Origin of the sequence: Variovorax sp. PBL-E5 (assembly GCF_901827185.1) — a bacterium.
Classification (GTDB): domain Bacteria; phylum Pseudomonadota; class Gammaproteobacteria; order Burkholderiales; family Burkholderiaceae_C; genus Variovorax.
Map to the genome: position 1 here is coordinate 3,614,283 of NZ_LR594671.1, position 18,119 is coordinate 3,632,401.

General features: G+C 67.9%; 20 protein-coding genes and 3 tRNA genes. 7 read left to right on the plus strand and 16 right to left on the minus strand.

Annotated elements, in window-relative coordinates:
• Positions 1–4: 4 nt before the first annotated feature.
• The 6 genes from WDLP6_RS17595 to WDLP6_RS17620 form a co-directional block, all read right to left on the minus strand.
• The gene (locus WDLP6_RS17595; RefSeq protein WP_162593390.1) at positions 5–301 is read right to left on the minus strand and encodes a copper-binding protein; all 297 of its coding nucleotides are present in this window, start codon (positions 299–301) and stop codon (positions 5–7) included.
• A 15-nt stretch (positions 302–316) separates the two neighbouring features.
• Positions 317–1,732 carry a multicopper oxidase family protein gene (locus WDLP6_RS17600; protein ID WP_443083416.1) on the minus strand — a complete coding sequence of 472 codons (1,416 nt, stop codon included), beginning with the start codon at positions 1,730–1,732 and terminating at the stop codon, positions 317–319.
• A gap of 5 nt (positions 1,733–1,737) precedes the next feature.
• Positions 1,738–3,147: a TolC family protein gene (locus WDLP6_RS17605; RefSeq protein ID WP_162593392.1), complete on the minus strand. Its 1,410-nt coding sequence runs from the start codon at positions 3,145–3,147 to the stop codon at positions 1,738–1,740.
• A 120-nt stretch (positions 3,148–3,267) separates the two neighbouring features.
• Positions 3,268–3,669: a hypothetical protein gene (locus tag WDLP6_RS17610; RefSeq protein WP_162593393.1), complete on the minus strand. Its 402-nt coding sequence runs from the start codon at positions 3,667–3,669 to the stop codon at positions 3,268–3,270.
• Positions 3,670–3,702: 33 nt separating this feature from the next.
• Positions 3,703–4,380 (minus strand): hypothetical protein, encoded by a 678-nt coding sequence (locus WDLP6_RS17615; RefSeq protein ID WP_162593394.1) that lies wholly within the window; start codon positions 4,378–4,380, stop codon positions 3,703–3,705.
• Positions 4,377–4,739, minus strand: coding sequence for a response regulator (locus WDLP6_RS17620; RefSeq protein ID WP_162593395.1), 363 nt, complete (start codon positions 4,737–4,739; stop codon positions 4,377–4,379). The genes WDLP6_RS17615 and WDLP6_RS17620 overlap by 4 nt, the downstream gene beginning before the upstream one ends.
• Positions 4,740–4,975: 236 nt before the next feature.
• On the opposite strand from WDLP6_RS17620, the gene WDLP6_RS17625 reads away from it, so the two are divergent.
• From WDLP6_RS17625 to fdxA, 4 genes are all read left to right on the plus strand, one after another.
• Positions 4,976–5,602 (plus strand): hypothetical protein, encoded by a 627-nt coding sequence (locus WDLP6_RS17625; protein WP_162593396.1) that lies wholly within the window; start codon positions 4,976–4,978, stop codon positions 5,600–5,602.
• Positions 5,603–5,645: 43 nt separating this feature from the next.
• Complete coding sequence (locus WDLP6_RS17630; RefSeq protein WP_232077102.1) at positions 5,646–6,566, plus strand: GNAT family N-acetyltransferase; 921 nt, start codon at positions 5,646–5,648, stop codon at positions 6,564–6,566.
• 107 nt (positions 6,567–6,673) lie between these two features.
• Positions 6,674–7,888 carry an NnrS family protein gene (locus WDLP6_RS17635; RefSeq protein ID WP_162593397.1) on the plus strand — a complete coding sequence of 405 codons (1,215 nt, stop codon included), beginning with the start codon at positions 6,674–6,676 and terminating at the stop codon, positions 7,886–7,888.
• Positions 7,889–7,911: 23 nt separating this feature from the next.
• A complete protein-coding gene (fdxA, locus tag WDLP6_RS17640) occupies positions 7,912–8,235 on the plus strand; it encodes a ferredoxin FdxA (protein ID WP_162593398.1) in 324 nt (107 codons plus the stop codon).
• Here fdxA and WDLP6_RS17645 read toward each other — a convergent pair.
• The 10 genes from WDLP6_RS17645 to folC form a co-directional block, all read right to left on the minus strand.
• Positions 8,204–9,157, minus strand: a complete 954-nt coding sequence (locus tag WDLP6_RS17645) for an HpcH/HpaI aldolase/citrate lyase family protein (RefSeq protein ID WP_332105587.1) — start codon at positions 9,155–9,157, stop codon at positions 8,204–8,206. The genes fdxA and WDLP6_RS17645 overlap by 32 nt on opposite strands.
• A 195-nt stretch (positions 9,158–9,352) precedes the next feature.
• Positions 9,353–9,429: transfer RNA gene (locus tag WDLP6_RS17650), tRNA-Asp, on the minus strand.
• A gap of 71 nt (positions 9,430–9,500) precedes the next feature.
• Positions 9,501–9,576, minus strand: a tRNA-Glu gene (locus tag WDLP6_RS17655).
• A gap of 52 nt (positions 9,577–9,628) precedes the next feature.
• A tRNA-Ala gene (locus WDLP6_RS17660) sits at positions 9,629–9,704 on the minus strand.
• 34 nt (positions 9,705–9,738) lie between these two features.
• Entirely contained in the window at positions 9,739–11,130 is a 1,392-nt protein-coding gene (gene gltX, locus WDLP6_RS17665) for a glutamate--tRNA ligase (protein WP_162593399.1), read from the minus strand.
• Entirely contained in the window at positions 11,127–12,350 is a 1,224-nt protein-coding gene (locus WDLP6_RS17670; RefSeq protein ID WP_162593400.1) for an O-succinylhomoserine sulfhydrylase, read from the minus strand. Before WDLP6_RS17670 ends, gltX begins: the two co-directional genes overlap by 4 nt.
• Positions 12,351–12,364: 14 nt before the next feature.
• Positions 12,365–13,879, minus strand: coding sequence for an amidophosphoribosyltransferase (gene purF / locus WDLP6_RS17675; protein WP_162593401.1), 1,515 nt, complete (start codon positions 13,877–13,879; stop codon positions 12,365–12,367).
• 12 nt (positions 13,880–13,891) lie between these two features.
• Positions 13,892–14,377, minus strand: a complete 486-nt coding sequence (locus WDLP6_RS17680; protein WP_162568409.1) for a CvpA family protein — start codon at positions 14,375–14,377, stop codon at positions 13,892–13,894.
• A gap of 15 nt (positions 14,378–14,392) precedes the next feature.
• Positions 14,393–15,298, minus strand: a complete 906-nt coding sequence (locus WDLP6_RS17685) for an SPOR domain-containing protein (RefSeq protein ID WP_162593402.1) — start codon at positions 15,296–15,298, stop codon at positions 14,393–14,395.
• Positions 15,299–15,359: 61 nt separating this feature from the next.
• Complete coding sequence (folC, locus tag WDLP6_RS17690) at positions 15,360–16,667, minus strand: bifunctional tetrahydrofolate synthase/dihydrofolate synthase (protein ID WP_162593403.1); 1,308 nt, start codon at positions 16,665–16,667, stop codon at positions 15,360–15,362.
• A gap of 34 nt (positions 16,668–16,701) precedes the next feature.
• Between folC and WDLP6_RS17695 the strand changes: the two genes are divergently transcribed.
• From WDLP6_RS17695 to ppnP, 3 genes are all read left to right on the plus strand, one after another.
• Entirely contained in the window at positions 16,702–17,055 is a 354-nt protein-coding gene (locus WDLP6_RS17695; RefSeq protein ID WP_162595135.1) for an ArsC family reductase, read from the plus strand.
• Between the two features lie 74 nt (positions 17,056–17,129).
• Entirely contained in the window at positions 17,130–17,660 is a 531-nt protein-coding gene (locus WDLP6_RS17700; RefSeq protein WP_162593404.1) for a hypothetical protein, read from the plus strand.
• A 131-nt stretch (positions 17,661–17,791) separates the two neighbouring features.
• A complete protein-coding gene (gene ppnP / locus WDLP6_RS17705) occupies positions 17,792–18,115 on the plus strand; it encodes a pyrimidine/purine nucleoside phosphorylase (protein WP_162568414.1) in 324 nt (107 codons plus the stop codon).
• The last annotated feature ends 4 nt before the right edge of the window (positions 18,116–18,119 follow it).

An 18,119-nucleotide genomic window follows, 5' to 3' on the forward strand; every position in this document is an offset into this window, starting at 1 on the left:
GGCTTCAGCGCGCCGGTTCAATCTGCGTGACCGTGAGGCTGCCGTCGACCATCTCGGCCTTGAAATGGACCTTGTCGCCGACATGCACGGCGTCGAGCATGCCCGGGTCCCTGACCTTGAACATCATCGTCATGCCGGGCATGTCGAGGTTCTTGAGCGGCCCGTGCCTGAGGGTGAGCAGGCCGCGGTCCTTCTCGACCTTGCGGACCTCGCCGTCGCTCAGATCGGGCGCCTGCGCGTGAGCCATGCCCGCGAGGGCGAGCAGGGTCGCCGCGAGGATCTTGCCGATTGGTTTTTGCATCCGGTTTTCCCTTGTTCAATGGCCGGCATGGCCGTTCGGTTTGCGCACCTGCACTTCCACCTCGGCGGCCGGCATGTTGCGCACCGGCATGGCCGCCGGGCCGGCGCCCGGTGCGCGCGGCACCTGCGCCAGCGCGGCGCTCTGCTCGTGCGCGACGGTGCCGGCAGGATGCCTGTACCAGCCGGGGTCCGTGTAGTCGCCGGGCTTCTGGCCGCGGCGAACCTTGACTACGCTGAACATCCCGCCCATCTCGACCGGACCGAAGGGCCCTGCGCCGCTCATCATCGGCGCGGTATTGTCGGGCAGAGGCATCTGCATCCGCGCCATGTCGCCCATGCCGCGCCCGCCCATCGCCATGTAGTCGGGCACCAGCTGCGTGATCTTGCCGACCAGGTCGCTCTGATCGACGCCGATCATCGTCGGCAGGTCGTGGCCCATCGCGTTCATCGTGTGGTGGCTCTTGTGGCAGTGCAGCGCCCAGTCGCCCTCCGCATCGGCGATGAATTCGATCTGGCGCATCTGGCCCACCGCGACGTCGGTCGTCACTTCGGGCCAGCGCGCACCCTGCGGCACCGGCCCGCCGTCGGTACCGGTCACCATGAACTCATGCCCGTGCAGGTGCATCGGATGATTGGTCATGGTGAGGTTGCCGAAACGGATGCGCACCCGGTCGTTGTGCCGCACGTTGAGCGAGTCGATGCCGGGGAAGATGCGGCTGTTCCATGACCAGAGGTTGAAGTCCAGCATGGTCATGATCTTCGGCGTCGCGCTGCCGGGCTCGATGTCGTAGGCGTTGAGCAGGAAGACGAAGTCGCGGTCCACCTCGGCGATCAGCGGATGGGCGGCCTTCGGATGCGTGACCCAAAAGCCCATCATCCCCATCGCCATCTGCACCATCTCGTCCGCATGCGGGTGGTACATGAAGGTGCCCGGGCGGCGTGCGACGAACTCGTGGACGAAGGTCTTGCCCGGCGGGATGGCCGGCTGCGTCAGCCCGCTGACGCCGTCCATCCCGTTGGGCAGGCGCTGGCCGTGCCAGTGGACGCTGGTGTGCTCGGGCAGCCGGTTGGTGACGAAGATGCGCACGCGGTCGCCTTCGACGACCTCGATCGTCGGACCCGGCGACTGGCCGTTGTAGCCCCAGAGCCCGGCCTTGAAGCCGGGCGCCATCTCGCGCACCACGGGCTCGGCGACGAGGTGGAATTCCTTCACGCCGTCGTTCATGCGCCAGGGCAGCGTCCAGCCGTTGAGCGTGACGACGGGGTTGTAGGGCCGGCCGCTCGTCGGCGCGAGCGGCGGCATGGTGTCGGGGCGGGTCTGCAGCGCGGGTTCGGGCAGCGCGACCATGGCCGCGCGCGCGACCGAGGTGGCCGCGACCGCGCCGGCGATCGCGCCCGCGCCGCCGAGAAAATTGCGTCGATGATGATTCATGTCGCTCATTCGAAAAGAGGGCTGGTCGACGCGGCCGATGCGATCGGCCTGCCAATCACCGACGCCGCGAGCGCGGCATCGGCCAGCCAGAACTGTTGTTGCGCCTGCAGCGCGGCATCGACGCCCGCGATCTGGTCGCGTGCATCGGCCAGGAGCTCGAACACGCCGATCAGCATGCCGTTGTAGCGAAGCAGGTTCTCGTCGGCCATGCTCTGGCGCAGCGGCACGACGTCGTCGCGCTCGTGGCGCGCGATGTCGTAGGCGCTGCGGTAGCCGGAATAGGCCTCGCGCAGCCGCGACGTGGCATCGCGCACCGTGGCGTCGTAGCGATGGGCGGCCGCGAGCGCCTGCGCATCCATCGCGCCGCGCTGGGCCGTGCCCCAGTCGAACAGCGGCAGCCGGATGTCGAGCTCGAAGCCGCGGCGCGTGCCGCGCGCGCCGGTGCCGTTGTCGAACACCGTGTCGCGCCGCAGGCCGGCATCGACGCCGACGAAGCTCGGCAGCAGGTTCATGCCCTGCGACTTGCCGGCGATCTCGAGCCGTTCGCGCGCAAGCTGGACGTCGAGCCGCTGCGCGGCGGCGGTCGCGGCCACCTCGTGCGCATCGCGCGGCGCATCGGGCAGCTCGGGCAGGCGCGGCGGCAACTGCAGCCTCGCGGCTTGCGCATCGTCCAGGCCGAGCGCACGAACCAGCGCCTCGCGGGCCGCGATGCTCGCATGTCGCGCCGCTGCGAGCCGCGCCATGGCATCGGACTGGAACAGTTGCTGGCGCGCGCGCTGCAGCGGGCTGAAGTTGCCGGCCTGCTGCATGCGCCGCGCGAGTTCCGCGCTGGCCTCGGCGGCCTCGTTCACCTGCCCGGCGTACTGCAGCGACTGCTGCGCTCCGACGGCGCGCACCCAGGCCTGCCGGACCTGCGTGACCTGATCGACGATGGCGCCCGCCAGCATCAGCCTCGCCTCGGCCTCGCGGTTCTGCGCGACCGACCGGCGCTGCGGCCACAGGAGCAGGTCGAGCAGGCCGAAGGACAGCAGCCGGTCGAGCTCCAGCTGCGGATTCAGCCGCATGCGTTCGAAAGTGAAGACCGGGTTCGCCGGCCGGCCGCTCTGCACGGCGCCCGCGATCTCGGCCCCGGCCTGCGCCAGCAGCGCCTGCACGGCCGGGCTGTTGGCGAGCGCCAGTTGCACGGCATCGTCCTGCGACAGCGGCCTCGACAGCAGGTCCGTGGCCAGTGCCGTGCGTGCCTGCCGCTCGGCGTCGGTGCGGGCGAGCGTGAGCTTGCCCTCGGTGAAGGATCGGGTGCGGGTGTTCGCCTGCTGCAGCGCGTCGTCGATGCCGACCGTGGCGCAGCCCGCGAGCAGCAAGGTGCCGGCGGCAGGCAAGATGGCCGACCAACGGGCCGGCGATGAATGGAACATGGGGTCCTCGCAATGTTCATGAACGGAGTGGCGTCGCAGGCCCCGGGGCCTGCGACGACAAGCAATGCAGGAATGAATGCCCGTGCACCGGCAGCGCGGGCTGCCGGCGACGTGGCGCGCCTATGCGCGGGGAGGTTTGTCGGGAACGCGTGGCGCGAGCGTCGCCATCGCGTCGGCAGGCTCTGCCGGATCGGCTTGCGGCACAGGCGCGAGCAGTGCGACCGCCAGCACGCCCGTCAACGCCGCCGCATGGCAGGCGGCGCAGAGGCTGCAGCTCGCGCACTGCGAGGCGCCGAGGTCCGGCTGCGCTTTGGCGCTCTTCGCGTGTGCGGGATGGTGGGTTTGCGTGGCCGATGCGTGATCGTGCATGGCATGTTCATGCGGCTGCGCATGGCCTCCCACGGCGGCCGCCGCCGGCGCCGGCATGCGTGCCGTGCAAACGCCCATCGACGCCGCCGCGTAACCCTGGAAGGGCACGGCAAGCATCACGAGCCAGAGCAGGAGCACGCGGACGCGAAACATCGGCAAATTCTATCGGCCGCCGCGCTGCGCGGATCAGGCCGGTGCGAGCGTCAGGCGCACTGTGCTGCGATCGACCGCCACCGCATAGCCGAGATCGTCGGCCAGCGACTGCAACGCGATGACGTCGATCGCCAGCTTGCGCGGCGCGCGGTGCGCCTGCTTCATCGGGTCCGCAGCGTCGGAGGCGCCGCGCGCCGCGGTGAAGCGCAATGCGTCGGCACCCTCGGCCTCGACGCGGATGGCGCTGATCTGCGGCGCACTGTCGTGCAGATAGCTCAGCGCGCCGAGGAACATGTAGCGCACGGCGGCGCCCGCAGGAAAGCGCGGCTCGGCCTCTTCGGGCTCGAGTCCGTCGCCGACCTGGAGGCCGATGCCGCTGAACTCGAAGGCCGTGCGCATCAGCCCCGTGCACTGCGCCACCAGCGCGCTGCGGGTGATGCCGTCGTCGCTGACCGCGAGCTCCCAGTCGCGCAGCGAGCGCACGCCGCTGACCAGCGCGACGACCTGGTCCTCGACCAGGGCGATGCGCTCTTCCCAGGCCGCCTCGTCGACGGCCGGCGCCGAGGCCTGCCGCTTAAGCATGAGCAGGCCCATGCGGATCACCGACATCGGCGCGGCCATGTCGTGGCGCAGCGCCGGCAGCACGCGCGTGAGCAGCTCGTGACGCACGCCGGCGGCGATCCAGCTGCGGGCCCCGGGGGATGCCTTCATTGCGCGGCGTACGCCGCCAGGATGCGGTCGAGCGTTTCGAAGTCGATCGGCTTTTGCAGGTGATGGTCGAACAGGCCGGCCTCGGAGGCCTCCGGCGATTCATCGGCCGCGAAGCCCGAGATGGCCACCAGCAGCAAGGGCTTGCCCGCGGCGCCGGCACGCAGCCGGCGCGCGACCTCGTGCCCCGGAAAATCGGGCAGCGTGAGATCGATCAGCGCGACGTCGAAGGCCTGCTGCGCGGCCGCATCCATGGCCTGCTGCGCCGTGTAGGCACAACGCGCGCCGTGGTCCTGAAGCGCCAGCAGCTCCTGCAGAAGGTCGGCCGCGGCCTCGTTGTCGTCGACGATCAGTACGTTCACAGCACGTGCCTTGGAAAAAGCCTCAGAGTATCGGAGGCGAAAGCGCGAACGCGCGTAGGCAATTTGCCAATGTTGAAGCGCGGGGCCGATTTCGGTGCGACCCTGGCTGGCTGGCTGGCTGGCTGGCTGGCTGGCTAGCGCGGCGGCTCGCCATGGATCGGCCTGTTCACGGCATCTCGTGCTTGCGCTGCGCTCACTACACTGGACTGCCGCATCCACAACACCCTGCCCCCGCCATGGAAATCCTCACCCTGGTGACGCTGATCGTCATCGGCGCCTACATCCTCCGGGCCAGAGATCAGAGCCGCCGCATCGCCCTCCTGGGAAGCCATCTCGGCAAATACCAGATCGAGCGGCTGATGGAAAGCCTGACCGAGGGCTACCTGCGCTGCCTCGGCGAAGACGATCCCGAGCGCCGCGCGCAGATATGGCGCCTGCTGAACACGACGGAAGAAGCGCTGGCGACGCAGTTCAACAGCTTTGTCGCGGATTTTTCCCGCCTCGCCGAGGCCGACACGCGCGTCAGCAGGCTCGCAGTGGCCGTCCCCTACGCCGACCGGCTGTTCCCCGCCCTGACCTTCGACGCGCGCCGGGTTTTCGCGATCCATGCGCAGGGCATCGACAGCGCGGCAAAGAACAGCCTGGGCCGGCCACCGAAGAGCAATGCCTTCCTCATGTCGGCCGAGCTGTTCCTCATGCAGCACACCTGCCACTGGTTCTGCCGCTCGAAGACCGTGGCGTCCGCGCGCATGCTGGCCCGGCACAAGACCTCGTATGCGCAGTTGATCGACGCGGTGGCGCCGGAGACGCGCCGGGCCTATTGCGCGTTGATCGGGGCGCACGATGCGCCCTCACGCATGTAAGCTGCAGGTGCTGCTGTCGCGCCGGTGCCCAAGCCTGCCGGCCATGCCCTTGAAGGAGCCGCCCATGCCAGTCGTTTTCCGACCCGCTCATGCCGAGGAACTGGGACGCGCCGAGGAGCTCGTCGTTTCCAGCATCAACGACCTCTGCGAACGGCACGGCTTCGGCCGGATGGCCAGCTTGCGCCCGCCTCATTTTCAGAACTTTTCGCTGCAGGACGATCCGGATGGGTTGTGGGTGGCCGAAGAGGCGGGGCAGATCCTGGGCTTCACCCACAGCTGGGTCTGCGGTGACCTGTGGTTTCTCTCGGAATTGTTCGTGTCTCCGGCTCACCAGGGGCGCGGCATCGGCAATGAGCTACTGACGCGAGCGCTGGCGCATGCGCAAAAAGCGGCCAGCACCCGCAAGGCGCTGATCACATTCACCTTCAACACGGTATCGCAAGGGCTCTATATCCGGCACGGGCTGTTCCCGCGGCTTCCGATCTACTTGTTGAAGGTCAATGCACAGACCTTGGCGCTTCATTTGCAAGGCACGCAACTTCGCTGCGTTCCGCTCGAAGACACCGCTTCCGATCTGGAGAGCCTTGCCAGGATCGATGCCGAAGCCCTGGGCGTGTCGCGCGAGAAGCATCACAGGTACTTGATCCACGACCAGGCGATGCGCGGCGTCATCCTCCATGCAGGCGCCGATCGCGTCGGCTATGCCTACGTCAGTGCCGACGGGCATGTCGGGCCACTGGCGGTCACGCATCCCGAGGCTTGCGGCGAGGCGTTCCGGGCCGCGTTGCACCTGGCGGCGCAGAGCGGCGCGCCGAATGTGTCGGCATTCCTTCCCGGCGTGAGCGCGACGCTGGGTGTCGCCATCGCGCATGGGATGCGCATCACGCTTCCGATGGTGCTGATGTCCGCACAGGCCTTTGGCGACTGGACCCGATACCTGCCTCGCAATCCGGGCTTCATGTGACTTCGGCGGAGTGGGCCGGGCCGTTTTCCATCCAGGACTCGCGCGACCCTGGTTGATCTGCAGGCAGGTTTGTCTTAAGATCTATTCAAAATAGATCTTAAGACGCCATGCAAAACCCAGAGCCGCTCCAGACGACGCCGCGTCCGCAGCCGCAGTTGTCGGCGTTTCTCGGCATGGGATTCCGGCCGCTCTATCCGGCCGGCACCTTCTGGGCCGCCGCCTCGATCGGCATCTGGATCTTCGCGCCCCGGCTTGCATCGGGAACGCTGGCAGGACCGGCCTGGCATGCGCACGAAATGCTGTGGGGTTTCGTGGCGACCATGGCGGTGGGCTTCCTGATGACGGCCGGCGCCACGTGGACGGGCATCAATCCGATGCAAGGCAAGACCCTGGCCCTGGCGTGCCTGCTCTGGACGATCGCGCGCATCGGCTTCCTGTGCGCATCGCCGCTGGGGTTCGTGATCGCCGCGGCCAGCGAACTGACCTTCTTCGCGCTGGCCGCTGCGGCGCTCGGGCGTGCCGTTCACACCGCCAGAAACCGGCGCAACTACGGGATCCCGTGGCTGGTCCTCGCGCTCGGCGCGGCGGACGGCCTCTATTTGCTGGCCGCCTGGCAAGGCGACTATTCGCTGCTGATGCAGCGTTTCGATGCGGGCTTGCTGTGCATGGCCGTCATCGCGCTGCTCATCACACGGCGGGTGATTCCGTTCTTCGCAATGAGAGCCGTCGAAGGACTGAAGATTCCGATGCACGAGCGCAGCGGACGGTGGCAGCTGGCAGCAGGCGCACTGGCCGTGCTGTTCACGCTGCTGCAATGGCATTTCGCGCTGGCACTGGCACTCGCATGCACGGCCTTCCTGTGCGGAGTGCAGTTGCTCGACTGGAAGCCGCTCGCGGTCCGGCGCCGCCCGATCCTGTGGATTCTCTATGTGGGCCATGCATGCCTCGGCGTGGGACTGCTGCTCGCCGCATTGCATTCCCTGGGCCTGGTCCAACGCGCGGCGATTCACGTCCACGTCCTTGCGATCGGCGGCTTTTCCGTCCTCATCGTGGGCATGATGACGCGCACCGCACTGGGCCACCTGGGCCGGCCCCTGGTGCTCGATCGGATGTCGAAGGCATGCTATTGCCTGATGCTGGCGGCATTCGTCCTGCGACTGATCGCCCTCGCGCCCTCGAATGCCAGCTTCGTCGTGCTCCAGCTTGCGGCCATTGCGTGGATCGGCGCGTTCGCCCTCTATCTGTGGCGCTTCGTGCCGATGATGATTCGACCCGTCCCCGAACGCGGCGGCCCGGCGAAGGTGCTGATCAAGCGATCGTGACGCCGGGCGCATGGTGGATTCGCATGACCTACGTCGTGACCGAGAGTTGCATCCGGTGCAAGTACACGGACTGTGTGCACGTTTGCCCGACCGATGCGTTTCGCGAAGGCCCGAACTTCCTGGCCATTGGACCCGACGATTGCATCGACTGCGCGCTGTGCGTGGCCGAATGCCCGGTCAACGCGATCTTTGCCGATCGGGACGTCCCGCCCGACCAGGCCCACTTCATCGAACTCAACGTGGAACTGGCGAGCATCTGGAAGCCCATCGTTCGCAGCAAGGGCGCACTGCCCGACGCGGAAGAATGGGCCCAGGTCAAGACAAAGCTTCACCTGTTGGCGCGGTGATGCCGTGGTTGGCCATCTGGGCGGCGCCGGCGGGACGACCCGAGGCAACGATGCGCCTGGCCCGTTCGACGACGGGCTTGTCGACCATCTTGCCGTCCACGGTCGTCGCGCCGCCCCGGCTGGCCTCGAAGGCGGCGAGCACGCGCTGCGCCCACGCCAGCTCCGCGGGTGTCGGCTCGAAGGCCGCGTTGACCGCGGCAACCTGCCGGGGGTGGATGCAGAGCTTGCCGCCGAAGCCGAGCTGCCGCGAGCGCAAGGCATCCGAGCGCATCCGCTCTGCATCGCTCAACTCCAGACTGACGCCATCGATCGGCGCAGCAAGCCCCGCGTGCACGGACTCCAACGCGATCCGGGTGCGAATGCCCGTCATCGCCTCGCCCTCGTCCGCGATGCCGCTTTCGACGGCGAAATCCACGCTTCCGAACGCCAGCCGCACCAGGCCCGGTGTCTTTGCAAATTGCCGCAGGTCCAGGTACGCGGACACGGTTTCGATCAGCGCGATGAGCGGCCGGCCGGGCAATGCACGGGCTGTGCGCGCGAGCGAGTCGCCATCGGCCTTGGCCAGCATCAGGCTGGCACCCGATGCCGCCTGGAGCATGCGCAGGTCATCGTCGTACCAGTCGGTGTCCGCGGCATTGATGCGAACGATCGCGTGGCGTCCCGCAGCGAGCCAGGCGCCCACGGTTTCGCGCGCGGAAGCCTTGGCGTCGGGCGCGACGGCGTCCTCCAGATCGAGGATCACTGCGTGCGCACCGCTCGCCACGGCCTTGTCGAAGCGCTCCGGCCGATCACCCGGAACGAACAGCAGGCTGCGCGCGACGCGATCCATCGGGGCCTCGGTCGAAGACGACATCTCGCGAATTCGTGATCCGGCAGAAGCGCCGCAGTCCATGGATTGCGTGGTCGTGATGGCGTCCTTCAAGAAGCATTCCTTTCGTTCTTCATCGGATGGTAGATGAGTTTGCTCGCAGGACGACCTCTCGTGCCTCGAGGTCCGCGCGCTGCCAGTGCCTCGCGCTCTCGCAGGTGCGGGTCCGATGCAATGTGGGGAAAGCTTCGAGGGAAAAGCCCAGAAACGACAAGGCCCTCAGAGATTTCCCTCTGAAGGCCGAAGTTCTGGCGGAGTGGACGGGACTCGAACCCGCGACCCCCGGCGTGACAGGCCGGTATTCTAACCAACTGAACTACCACTCCTGGTAGACAACGTTCGCTCCGATTGGAGCCAAGTGCTGCGACTTGTGCCCGCTTCACCTTGCAGTGAAAACTGGCGACCCTACGGGGATTCGAACCCCGGTAGCCACCGTGAAAGGGTGGTGTCCTAGGCCTCTAGACGATAGGGTCAAAACCTTAGGAACCGCGCTGCGATCAGCGCTTGTTCTTCTCGACGCCCTGATGGTGGAGGTAAGCGGGATCGAACCGCTGACCTCTTGCATGCCATGCAAGCGCTCTCCCAGCTGAGCTATACCCCCTCGGGTGTCGAGCCTCGAATTATAGCCTGAGAAATCAGGCTGTTTTCAAACGTGCCAACACTGTTTCACGAGAAAACAGCGCGAGCACCGCATCGAGCGATGGCGTCTGCGGCGTTCCCATCACGAGCACGCGCACCGGCATCGCGAGCACAGGCATCTTGAGGCCATGCGCCGCGAGCACTTCCTTGATGGCGGCTGCGATGCCGGCCTTGTCCCATGCGACGCCCGCGAGCTTGTCCGCCAGCGTGGCGATCGCGGGGCGCACCGCGTCGGTCAGGTGCTGCGCGCGATCGGCTTCGCTTGGCGCCACGTCGGCGTAGAAGGCCGCTGCCCAGCTCGCGAGCGCGACCGTGGTGTCGCAGCGATCCTTGAAGAGTCCGCAGATCGCGGCCAGCCGCTCGTCGGCGGCGATGCCGCGCTGCTGCAGTTGCGCTGCGACCAGCGGCGCCAGCGCATCGTCGGCCATCGCCTTCAGATGCTGCGCATTGACCCAGCGCAGCTTCGCCTCATCGAACTGCGCCGCACTGCGGCCCAGATGATCGAGGTTGAACCACTCGATGAACTGAGCGCGCGTGAAAATCTCGTCGTCGCCGTGGCTCCAGCCGAGACGCGCGAGGTAGTTGACCATCGCATCGGGCAAATAGCCTTCGTCACGGAACTGCGTGACGGGCTTGGCGCCGGTGCGCTTGCTCAGCTTCTCGCCCTGCTCGTTCAGCACCGTGGGCAGGTGTGCGTAGACCGGCGGCTCCTTGCCGAGCGCGCGGAAGATGTTGATCTGGCGCGGCGTGTTGTTCACGTGGTCGTCACCGCGGATCACGTGCGTGATGGCCATGTCGATGTCGTCGACCACGACGCAGAAGTTGTAGGTCGGCGTACCGTCGGGGCGCGCGATCACGAGATCGTCGAGCTCGTCGTTGCTGACCTCGATGCGGCCCTTGACCTTGTCGTCCCACGCCACCGCGCCGCCCTGCGGATTGCGAAAGCGCAGCACCGGCTGCACGCCCGGCGGTACTGGCGGCAGCGTCTTGCCGGGCTCGGGGCGCCAGGTGCCGTCGTAGCGCGGCTTCTGCTTGGCCACCATCTGCCGCTCGCGCAACGCGTCGAGTTCGGCCACGCTCATGTAGCAGGGGTAGACCTGGCCCGCGGCCTGCAACTCGGCCAGCACCGTCTTGTAGCGGTCCATGCGCTGCATCTGGTAGTACGGGCCCTCGTCATGATCGAGGCCGAGCCACTGCATGCCTTCGAGGATCACGTCGACCGCCGCCTGCGTGGAACGCTCGACGTCGGTGTCCTCGATGCGCAGGATGAAGTCGCCGCCGGTGGAGCGCGCGAAGGCCCATGGGTAGAGCGCCGAGCGGATGTTGCCGAGGTGGATGAAGCCGGTCGGCGAGGGAGCGAAACGGGTGCGGGTCTTCTGTGATGTCATGCGAGGGTGCCGAGGCCGCGCAGCAAGTCGGCCTTGATGTCGTCGATATGGTCGAGCCCGACCGCGACGCGGATCAGGCCCTGACCGATGCCGGCCGCCTGCCGCTGCGCTTCGGACAGGCGCCCGTGCGAGGTGGTGGCCGGATGGGTGATGGTGGTCTTGGTGTCGCCGAGGTTGGCGGTGATGCTCAGCACGCGCGTGCTGTCGATCACGTGGAAGGCGTTGGCGCGCGCCGTTTCGGGCGTCTCGTTGGACGGCTGGCCGCGCACGTCGAAGGACACGACCGCACCGCCCTGCCCCGCCTGCTGGCGCATCGCCAGTTCGTGCTGCCCATGCGAAGGCAAGCCGGGGTAGTAGACGCGTGCGATGCCGGACTGCGTCTCGAGCCATTGCGCGAGCGCGAGCGCGCTGGCGCAATGGGCCTGCATGCGGATGCCCAGCGTTTCGAGCCCCTTCAGCACGACCCACGCATTGAAGGGCGACAAGGCCATGCCCGCCGTGCGGACCACGGTGGCGAACACGTCGATCAGCTTCTGCGGGCCGCAGATGGCACCCGCCAGCACGCGGCCCTGGCCGTCGAGGTACTTGGTGCCCGAATGGATGACGAGGTCGGCGCCCCACTCGGTCGGCCGCTGCAGGGCCGGCGAACAGAAGCAGTTGTCGACCGCCAGCAGCGCGCCCGCGTCGTGCGCGATGTCCGCCAGTGCGCGGATGTCGCACACGTCGGTCAGCGGATTGGTCGGCGTCTCGGCGAAGAGCAGCTTCGTGGTCGGCCGCACCGCGGCCTTCCATTCGACGGCGTCGGTCTGGGAGACGAAGGTCGTCTCGACTCCGAACTTGCCGAACTCGCGGCCGACCAGGTTGAGCGTGGAGCCGAACACCGAGCGCGAGCACACGACGTGGTCGCCCGCCTTGAGCAGGCCCATGCACATCATCAGGATCGCGCCCATCCCGCTCGATGCGCCGACGGCGGCCTCGGTGCCTTCGAGCGCGGCAAGGCGGCGCTCGAAGCTGCTCACGGTCGGGTTCGAGGTTCGCGTGTACGTAAAGCCTTCTTCGGTACCGGCGAAGCGGCGCGCCGAGGTCTCGGCATCGGGCTGCACGAAGCTGCTCGACAGGAAGAGCGCCTCGGAGTTCTCGCCGTACTGGCTGCGGTCGAGCGCGGTGCGCACCGCGAGGGTGTCGCGGTGCAGGCCGGCGGGCAGGGATCGGTCGGTCACGGGTGGTTCGACTTTCAACTCAGGTTGGGCAGCGCGAGGCGCGACGAGTCTTCCTCGTTCTCCTCGATGCGCGGGCGGTTGCCGTTCATGCGTGTGATGGCTTCGGTGTCGATGTCGCCGGTCACGTAGACGCCGTCGAAGCACGAGGCATCGAAGCCGTCGAGCTTCTGCGCCGGCGAACTCGACGCGGCCTTCAGGATCGCGCGCTTCATGCCTTCGACGTCCTGGTAGATCAGCGCGTCGCAGCCGATCAGCTGGCGGATCTCTTCGATGCTGCGGTCGTGCGCCACCAGCTCGTCCTTGGTCGGCATGTCGATGCCGTAGACGTTCGGAAAGCGCACCGGCGGCGCGGCGCTGGCGAGATAGACCTTGCGCGCGCCCGCGTCGCGCGCCATCTGCACGATCTCGCGGCTGGTGGTGCCGCGCACGATCGAGTCGTCGACCAGCAGCACGTTGCGGCCCTTGAATTCGCTCGCGATCACGTTGAGCTTCTGGCGCACCGACTTCTTGCGCACGCCCTGGCCCGGCATGATGAAGGTGCGGCCCACGTAGCGGTTCTTGACGAAGCCTTCGCGGTAGGGGATGCCGAGCAGGTGCGCCAGCTGCGTCGCGCTCGGCCGGCTCGATTCGGGGATCGGGATGATCACGTCGATGTCGCTCGGCGGCACGGTCGAGACCACGCGCTTGGCCAGCGTCTCGCCGAGATTCAGGCGCGCCTGGTACACCGAGATGCCGTCGAGCACCGAGTCGGGCCGCGCGAGGTAGACGAACTCGAAGATGCAGGGGTTGAGCGTCGGCGCCTCGGCGCACTGCTCGGCATGCACCTGGCCCTGCAGGTCGATGAAGACCGCCTCGCCCGGCGCGATGTTGCGTTCGAACACGTGGCCCGAGCCTTCGAGCGCCACCGATTCGCTCGCCACCATCACCGTGCCGTCGGCATTGCGTCCCATGGCCAGCGGGCGGATGCCGTAGGGGTCGCGGAATGCGAGCAGGCCGTGCCCGGCGATCAGCGCCACGACCGCATAGGAGCCGCGCAGCCGGCGATGCACGTGGCGCACCGCTTCGAACACCGTCGCCGAGTTGAGCTGGCCGCCGCGTGTCGCCTGATCGAGCTCGTGCGCGAGCACGTTGAGCAGCACCTCGGAATCGCTTTCGGTGTTGGTGTGCCGATGGTCGGTGGAGAACAGCTCGGCACGCAACGCATGCGCATTGGTGAGGTTGCCGTTGTGCACGAGCACGATGCCGAAGGGCGCGTTGACGTAGAAGGGCTGCGCCTCTTCCTCGCTGTAGGCATTGCCCGCGGTGGGGTAGCGCACCTGGCCCAGGCCGATATCGCCTGGCAGGCCCCGCATGTTGCGGGTGCGGAACACGTCCCGCACCATGCCCTTGGCCTTGTGCATGAAGAACTTGCGTTCGAGCAGCGTGACGATGCCGGCCGCATCCTGGCCGCGATGCTGCAACAGCAGCAGCGCGTCGTAGAGCAGCTGATTGACGGGGGCGCTGCTGACAACGCCGACGATTCCACACATGAACGTTTCCTCTCAGGGCAGGTAGCTTGCCAACTTTTCAGGCAGCGCGGGTTTCAGGCCCTGCAATGCCGCATCGAGAACAATGGCGCTGCGCGATTCGCGCCACCAGACGCTGTCGCTCAGGACCAGCAAATGAACCACCACCGCCAGCGCCAGCAGCGCGACCGCACCGCGCGCCAGGCCGAAGGCCGCGCCCAGCAGACGATCCACCGGCCGAAGCCCGATCACCGTGACCAGCTTGCGAACCAGCGAGGCCACCAGCCCCACACCGAACGCGACGCCCACGAACACCAGCACGAAACCCGCCGCATAGCGCCATGTGGCCGCCGGATCGCCGAACGGCAGCCAGCGCGCCACATCCTCCGCAAACCACTGCGCGCACAGGAACGCGACCACCCAGCCCGCCAGCGAGATCACCTCGAACACCAACCCTCGCACCAGGCCCAGCAGCATCGAGATCACCAGCAGCGCAACGGCGATCCAGTCGAGCGGTGCCACGTCAGCCAGCGGTGACTACAAGCTGAGGACGGCCGCGGGCAATGACAAGCCCTTGACGCGCCCCGCCGCGCGGTCGGCCTCGGCGCGCGAGCCGAAGGGACCGACACGCACACGCGTGCGCTCGCCGCCGGCCGTCTTCGTGACGGTGGTGAAGGTCTTGAGCCCCGCCTTCTCGAGCTTTTGCCGCACCTCGCGCGCCTTGTCGGCGTCGGCGAAGGCGCCGACCTGGACCACGAAGCGGCCCGAGTCCTCGGCCGCAGCAGCCGGTTTGGCGGCGGCGACCACGGTCGGGGCGCTCTTGCCTTCGAGCAGCGCGCGCGCCCGGCTTGCATCGTCGGCAGGCGAAGGCTTGGCGGGGGCCGGCTTGGGTTCGGGCTTCGACTCGGCCTTGGCTTCCGCTTTCGGCTTGACTTCGGCCTTGGGCTCGGGCTTGGGATGCGGCTTGGTTTCGGGGGCGGGTGCGGACTCGGACTTCCCGTCGGGTGCCGGGAGCGAGGGCTTGTCGGGCGCGATCTCGACGCCGTCGGCCGACTCCGTGATCATGTCGGGGCTGCTGCTGCGCGGTGCGGCCGCCACGCGCGTGCTCGGCTCGGCGGCCTTGCCGGCATCGCTGCCGGGGGTCGGCGCTGGCGTCGATGCCGCAGCGGGTGCCGGCGCGGGTGTCGCAGGCAAGGGCAGCGGCTTGACCTTGGCCCGGTCGGGGATTTCGATCGGAATGTCGACCGCGATGGGACGCGGCTGGGTGTCGAACAGCAAGGGGAAGCCGATCACACCGACCAGCACCAGCACCGCGGCGCCCAGCAGCCTGTGGCGCGCGCGCCGGCGCATGGCCTCGATGCTCTCTGCCGGCGCCGAAGCGACGCTCGTGTTTCGCCCTTCGTTGCCCTGCGGACCGCGGGTGCGGAACTTGAAGAACGCCATGAAATTCGTTTTCCTGAGAGAGTACAGCGTGAGGTGGAAAAGGCGCCGGCAATCAGGCGGATCAGGAGCCGGACGACAGGTGCCTGGCGCGCAGACGGGGTGTTCCGTTTTCGAGCACGCCACCCACTGTGAAGAACGATCCGAAGACGACGATTCTATCAGCGGGGTTCGCCTGCTCGATGGCCGCCCGGAGCGCTGCCATCGGTGCCGCGTGCACGCTGCCCGAGGCATCGGCGCGCGTGTTCTGCGCCTGCCAGCGGGCGAGCAAGTCGGCGGCCTGCGCGGCCCGCGCAGTCGGCAGATCGGTGAAGTGCCAGCGGTCGATCATCGGCCCGATGCGCGCGAACATCGGCGCCAGGTCCTTGTCGGCCATCACGCCGAAGACCGCGTGGGTGGTCGGATAGAAACCCATGGCATCGAGGTTCTCGGCCAGCGCCGCGACCGCATGCGGGTTGTGCGCCACGTCGAGCACCAGCACGGGCTCGCCCGGGACGATCTGGAAGCGCCCCGGCAGCTCGACCATCGCGAGGCCGGTGCGAATCGCCTGGGCAGTGACAGGCAAACGCGGGCGCAGCGATTCGAGCGCCGCCAGCACGCCGGCCGCATTGATCAGCTGGTTGGCGCCGCGCAGGGCCGGATAGGCCAGGCCGCTGTAGCGCCGTCCGCGGCCGCTCCAGCCCCATTGCTGCTTGTCGCCCGTCACGTTGAAATCGCGGCCCACGCGCCAGAGGTCGGCGCCGATGGCCTCGGCGTGGTCGATCACGCTCTGCGGCGGCATCGGGTCGCTGACGATCGCGGGCCGGCCGGCGCGCAGGATGCCGGCCTTCTCGAAGCCGATGCTCTCGCGATCGGGGCCGAGGAAATCCATGTGGTCGAGGTCGATGCTGGTGATCACCGCGCAATCGGCATCGATGATGTTGACCGCGTCCAGCCGGCCGCCGAGGCCGACTTCGAGAATGGCCACATCGGGCTTGCTCGCCGCCATGCACAGCAGGATGGCCAGGGTGGTGAATTCGAAGTACGTCAGCGCGACATCGCCGCGGCCGGCTTCCACTGTCTCGAAATGCCGCGCCAGTTCGACGCCGTCGACCGCCCCGCCCACGAGCCGCAGCCGCTCCTCGAAGCGCACCAGGTGCGGCGAGGTGAACACCGCGGTGCGGTAGCCCGCACGCACGAGGATCGATTCGAGCATCGCGCAGGTCGAGCCCTTGCCGTTGGTGCCGGCCACGGTGATCACCGGACAATCGAAGGCAAGGCCGAGGCGCGCGGCCACGGCGCGGACGCGGTCGAGCCCCAGCTCGATGCTCTTGGGATGCAGGTGCTCGGCGTGCGCCAGCCAGTCGACAAGGGTTTTCATGGAGGCCGGCATTGTCGCCGACGCGCGGCGCGGGCATCATCGCCGCATGACGACTCTCTATGGCATCACGAACTGCGACACGGTGAAACGCGCCCGCGCCTGGCTCGACGAACAGGGCGTGGCCTACCGTTATCACGACTTCAAGAAGGACGGCGTGCCCGAGGCCGAACTCGACCGATGGCTGGATGCGCCGGGCTGGGAAGCGTTGGTCAACCGCCGCGGCACCACCTGGCGTCGACTTGACGACGCGACCCGCGCGGCGGTCGTCGATCGTGCATCGGCGCGCACGGTGCTGCTGGCCAACCCGAGTCTCATCAAGCGACCGGTGGTCAACTGGGGCGCGAAGGCCGGCGTTACGACTGGATTCGACGCCACGCAGTGGAAAGGCTACGCTGTGTAAAGGGCCGGAACCCGACCCGAGCGGACTCATCCAACCCGTTCAGCGGCGTACGCGCCCCCTCAAGGAGTTCTGACATGAGCAAGAAGATCGTTCGCAACATTCTGGGCCTTTCGCTTCTCGCGGCACTGGCCGGCGTCGCCACCATGGCGCAGGCCCAGCAAGTGATGGCCCGCGTCATCTCGGCCAAGCCGGTGGAAGAAGCCCCCGGCGTCACCCGCTATTCCGTGACCTACGAATACGCAGGCCGCCAGTACACGATCCACACCGACACCCGCCCGGGCGCCAGCATCCCGATCGAGGTCAACAACTACGGCGTCACCACCTCGCCCGTGGCGCCGCAACCGCAGCTGGTACCCGGCGGCGAACAGCCGCAGCAAGCCTGGAACGACGTGCAGCCGGAGCCCGGCGTCGTGGTGTCGGGCGACCAGGCGCCCGGCTACGCGCAGCCCGCACCGGCCTACTACCCCGCGCCGGTGGTTGTCCAGCCGGCCTACGCCTACGGCTACGCGCCCTATCCCTACATCTATCCGCCCATCGGGCTGTCGCTGAACCTCGGCTACTCGCGCGGCTGGGGCGGCGGCTGGCACGGCGGCCGCTGGCGCTGAGCGGCGCCTCGGGCCGGAGGGCCGGCCGGCAAGCCTAAAATCACGGGCTTTCCAACCATCGCACGGAGCGTCCGGCAACGGCGCGCTGCCGGTTGCCGACCGCAACCGGCGCCAGGCCCTCCTTCTTTCCAATGAGCACAACCGAATCCCTCCACAGCGTCGCGGTGTCGACCAAGGCCAACGTCTACTTCGACGGCAAATGCGTGAGCCACAGCCTCACGCTCGCCGACGGCACGAAGAAATCGGTTGGCGTGATCCTGCCCTCCACCTTGACCTTCAACACCGGCGCGCCCGAGCTGATGGAAGGCACGGGCGGCCGCTGCGAATACAAGCTGGCCGGCAGCGATGCATGGGTGGCCTCGGGCGCCGGCGAAAAATTCAGCGTGCCTGGCAACTCGAGCTTTCAGATCCGCGTGAGCGGCGAGCCCTACAGCTACATCTGCCACTTCGGCTGAACCG